The sequence below is a fragment of the Kitasatospora sp. NPDC059817 genome (assembly GCF_042731835.1).
Taxonomy (GTDB): Bacteria; Actinomycetota; Actinomycetes; order Streptomycetales; family Streptomycetaceae; genus Kitasatospora.
Genome location: NZ_JBHWIR010000063.1, coordinates 19,503 through 23,040, shown reverse-complemented (window position 1 = coordinate 23,040; position 3,538 = coordinate 19,503). Strand labels below are relative to the sequence as shown.

Below are 3,538 nucleotides of genomic sequence, written 5' to 3'. Positions count from 1 at the left end.
TCTTCGGCCATTGTCGGGCGGTCGGCCGCAACTGACCGTGACGCGGGGCGGGGGGGGGTGGAGGGCCCCGGGACGCGTGCGGGGGGGGGGCCCTCGCACGTCCTGGCCTGCTCCCGGCGTCTGCGACACTGGATGAACCATGCCTAAGCCCGGAGAACTCACCTTTGTCGCGCCGCGCGGCGCCAAGCCCCCGCGACACCTCGCCGACCTGAGCCCCGCCGAGCGCAAGGAGGCCGTCGCCGAGCTGGGCGAGCAGCCGTTCCGCGCCAAGCAGCTCTCCAACCACTACTTCGGCCGGATGTCGAACGACCCGGAGGGCTGGACGGACATCCCCGCCGCCAGCCGGGAGAAGCTCACCGGGAGCCTGCTGCCGGAGCTGATGTCGGTCGTGCGGCACGTGTCCTGCGACGACGACACCACCCGCAAGACGCTCTGGAAGCTCTTCGACGGCACGCTCGTCGAGTCGGTGCTGATGCGCTACCCGGACCGGGTCACCATGTGCATCAGCTCGCAGGCGGGCTGCGGCATGAACTGCCCCTTCTGCGCGACCGGCCAGGCCGGGCTGACCCGCAACCTGTCCACCGCCGAGATCGTCGAGCAGATCGCCGCCGGGATGCGCGCGCTCAAGGCCGGCGAGATCCCCGGCGGCGAGGCGCGGCTGTCGAACGTGGTCTTCATGGGCATGGGCGAGCCGCTGGCCAACTACAACCGGGTGCTGGCCGCGATCCGCCGGCTGACCGACCCGGCGCCGGACGGTTTCGGCCTGTCCCAGCGCGGTGTCACGGTGTCGACCGTCGGCCTGGTCCCGGCGATGAACCGGCTGGCCGACGAGGGCCTCAGCTGCCGCCTGGCGCTGTCGCTGCACGCCCCGGACGACGAGCTGCGCGACGAGCTGGTGCCGGTGAACACCCGCTGGAAGGTCGCCGAGGTGCTGGACGCCGCGTGGAACTACGCGGAGAAGTCCGGCCGGCGGATCTCTATCGAGTACGCGCTGATCAAGGACATCAACGACCAGGCATGGCGGGCGGACCTGCTCGGCCGGCTGATCAAGAACCACCGGGTGCACGTCAACCTGATCCCGCTGAACCCGACGCCGGGCTCCAAGTGGACCGCCTCCCGGCCCGAGGACGAGCGCGAGTTCGTCCGTCGGCTCCAGTCGCACGGGGTGCCGACGACCGTCCGCGACACCCGGGGCCAGGAGATCGACGGCGCCTGCGGTCAGCTCGCCGCGGCGGGCTGAGCCGGCGGGCCAACGCAAACCGGCAGGTCAACGCAGGCCGGTAGGTCAACGCAAACCGGCAGGTCGGCGAAAGCCGCAGGTCAGCGCAGGCCTGCGGCCGCCAGTGCGGCGGTCGCCCCGCCGGTCACCAGCAGCGTGGTGCCCACCGCCAGGGTGCGCAGCGCGACCGCGCCGAACAGCAGCCGGGGCGAGGTGCCGAGGCGCAGCAGCACGTCGGTGACGTCCCGGCGGTCGGTGCGGACCTCGGCCAGCCGGGTGACCACGGCGGCGGCCGCGCAGCCGAGCACCAGGCAGGCCTCGACGGCGGGCAGCGCGTCGGCGCTGTCGGGCGTGTCGATCCAGTAGCGGATGGTGGTGAGCACCAGCGCGAGGGCGAGGGTGAGCACGGCCAGCGGCGGGCCGAGGCGGCGGGCCTGGGCGGTGAGTCCGCGGCCGGCCAGCAGCCGTAGCGGGGTGGGCCGGCCGAGCGCGAGCAGCCGCCCGGTCCAGGACAGCAACGGGCCGGTGAGCAGGGCGAGTCCGACCGCGCTGGCGGCCCAGCCGCCGAGTGCGGCGGTGCTGGTGCTGCCGAGCCCGGCGGGCAGGTGGATCGGCCGGCCGTCGGCGGCGGCGCCGGGCCGCAGGGCGATGAGTTCGAGGGCGAGGCCGATCACGGCGAGCCCGACGGGCAGGGCGACCCGCAGGGCGCCGAAGCCGGTGCCGCCGCGGGTGCGGGTGCGGCCGCCGGGCAGGTACTCGGTGGGCGGGACGGCGCAGGCGGCGGCGATCCCGGCGGTGAGCGGGACCAGGGCGAGCAGGGCGACCGGCGCGACGGCCGGCAGCGGTACGCCCATGCCGAGGTCGGGGGCGAGCGCGGGCCCGGCGATGTCGTTGCGCAGGACCAGGAAGACCAGCAGGGTGAGCACGCTGCCGAGGGTGCAGGCGAGCACGACCTCACCGGCGATCAGGGTGCGGATCCGGCCGGAGCCGGCTCCGGCGGCACGCAGGCCGGTGATCCGTTCGGGCCGCTGGGCGGGTACGGCGCGGGCGGCGACGGCCGCGAACCAGGCGACGGCGGCGAGCGGGGGCAGGCACCAGAGCAGTCGCACCAGCGCGTCCTCGCCGCCGAGCGGGTCGCTCATCGCCCGGCCGAGGGAGCGCAGCAGGAAGGCGGAGACCACGGCGGCGGCCAGCACGGTGAGCAGCCAGCGGCCGAGGTCGGGCACCCGGTAGCCCCGGGCCAGACGGAGATAGAACACGTCGACTCTTTCAGCGGCTCGGCGTCGTCAGCGGCGGATGCCCGAGACGGCGGACGCGCCGGCCGCCCCCGGGACGGCGGGCCCGCGCGGGACGGGGGCGGCGGGGGCGGTGAGCCGTCCGTCGACGAGGGCGACGGCGCGGTCCGCGAACCGGACGAGCTCGGGGTCGTGAGTGGCCAGGACGAGGGTGAGCTGGTGCGACCGGGCCGCGCTGGTCAGTATCCGCAGGACCTGGTCGGCGGCCTCGCGGTGGAGCGGGGCGGTGGGGTCGTCGGCGAAGACGACGGGCGGCAGCGGGGCGAGGGCGCGGGCGACGGCGATCCGCTGGCGCTGGCTCTGGAGCAGCCGGTCGGGGCGCTGCCGGGCGACCTCGCCGACGTCGAGGCGTTCCAGCCATTCGTCGGCGGCGGTGTAGGCGGCCTTGTTGCCGGCGCCGGCGAGCAGCAGCGGCAGGGCGACGTTCTCCCGGGCGGTCAGTTCGGGCACCAGGTGGGGTTCGGAGCCGACGAAGCCGAAGCGGTCGCGGCGCAGCCGTTCGCGCCCGGCCCGGCCGAGGGTGTGGACGGGCGCGCTGTTGAACCAGACCTCGCCCTCGTCGACGGTGAGGAGGGCGGAGAGGCAGCCGAGGAGGGTGCTCTTGCCGGAGCCGCGCGGGCCGGTGACGGCGAGCACTTCGCCCTCGCGGACGCCGATCGAGATGCCCCGCAGGGCGGGGGTGCCGTGATGGGACTTGACGATCCCCCGGGCCCACAGCACGTCGTTGTCAGGCGGTGCCGCTGACATGAGGTTCCATCCTGGGTGGCCGCAGGGATATGACAGTCGTCAGATTAGAACGACTGGGGCCTGGTGCGGTTGCGGCGCTCTGGTCCATCGCGGGCAAATCACCCGCAATCAGGCATGTTTGATCGGCCGACAGCGCCGGAAAAACGCCGAAGGGCGGTCCCGGGGGAGTGGGACCCCCCCTGGGCGGGGGGGGGGGGAGGAGGGTCAGGGGGTGAGCAGTGGGATATAAAAAAAATAAGCAGCCCACCAACAAACAAATTTATAAAATAGTTGTGGG

At 73.9% G+C, this 3,538-nt stretch carries 3 protein-coding genes; 1 reads left to right on the top strand and 2 read right to left on the bottom strand.

All coding sequences use genetic code 11. The features are described from left to right. The first annotated feature begins 139 nt into the window (after positions 1–139). Positions 140–1,240 (top strand): 23S rRNA (adenine(2503)-C(2))-methyltransferase RlmN, encoded by a 1,101-nt coding sequence (gene rlmN, locus ACFV61_RS16135; protein ID WP_063347664.1) that lies wholly within the window; start codon positions 140–142, stop codon positions 1,238–1,240. 80 nt (positions 1,241–1,320) lie between these two features. Here the strand turns inward: rlmN and ACFV61_RS16130 are convergent, their stop codons facing one another. Further along, complete coding sequence (locus tag ACFV61_RS16130) at positions 1,321–2,478, bottom strand: hypothetical protein (protein ID WP_380492176.1); 1,158 nt, start codon at positions 2,476–2,478, stop codon at positions 1,321–1,323. Positions 2,479–2,505: 27 nt separating this feature from the next. Then, entirely contained in the window at positions 2,506–3,261 is a 756-nt protein-coding gene (locus tag ACFV61_RS16125) for an ABC transporter ATP-binding protein (protein ID WP_380492174.1), read from the bottom strand. Between the last annotated feature and the right edge of the window lie 277 nt (positions 3,262–3,538).